The sequence below is a fragment of the Nonomuraea recticatena genome (assembly GCF_039533245.1).
Classification (GTDB): Bacteria; Actinomycetota; Actinomycetes; order Streptosporangiales; family Streptosporangiaceae; genus Nonomuraea; species Nonomuraea roseola.
The window spans coordinates 1-614 of the sequence record NZ_BAAATE010000171.1; the positions used below are offsets into that span (position 1 = coordinate 1).

General features: G+C 66.0%; 1 pseudogene. It reads right to left on the reverse strand.

What is annotated here, in order from left to right:
- Nucleotides 1-614 (reverse strand): annotated as a pseudogene (locus ABFX50_RS50980) (hypothetical protein); the annotation flags it as partial.

The following is a 614-nucleotide window of genomic DNA, read 5'->3' on the forward strand; positions in this document are numbered from 1 at the left end:
GCTGTTCATGTACCGCACCTTGGTCACGACGACCACGTCAACGCCCTGGTCCACCAGTACTTGAACCAGGAGTTGATCCAGCGACGGCGCCTTCTCCAGCCTCCGCATGTCCACCAGCAACGGGGTCGGCCCATTCAGCTCCCTGGCGACCTGCCGCAGCAGGAACGACTTCCCGCGTCCGAAATCTCCCAGCACCATGACGAACTGCGCGGTGCTGCTGCCCAACCAGTCGAGCACCTGTCCCAAAGCATCCGTGCCTGCGTGATTTCCATACTGGTATCGCTGCCGCACGTACAGCTCCGCCGGGTAGATCGTGTCCGCCGCCAGCCGCTCCCGTAGTGACTGCTCGTACCGGCGCAGGTCGATCAAGCCCAGGTAGTCGATCCAACTGCGCAGGCGGACGCCTCGCCGTCGCGCCTGTTCGACCAGCTCTCCCGAAGCCGGTGGGCCGCTGTAAACCAGTTCCGACCTGGCAGAGGGATCACCCGAGGCGAACCGGGTGTGCACCTCTGCGGCGAACCGGTCAACGGCCGCCGCGGTGACTTCCCCCTCGACCGTGCCCACCGCCCACGAGTCCACCCCGCCACCGGGAAGCCGCTCGGTGATCCGCAAGT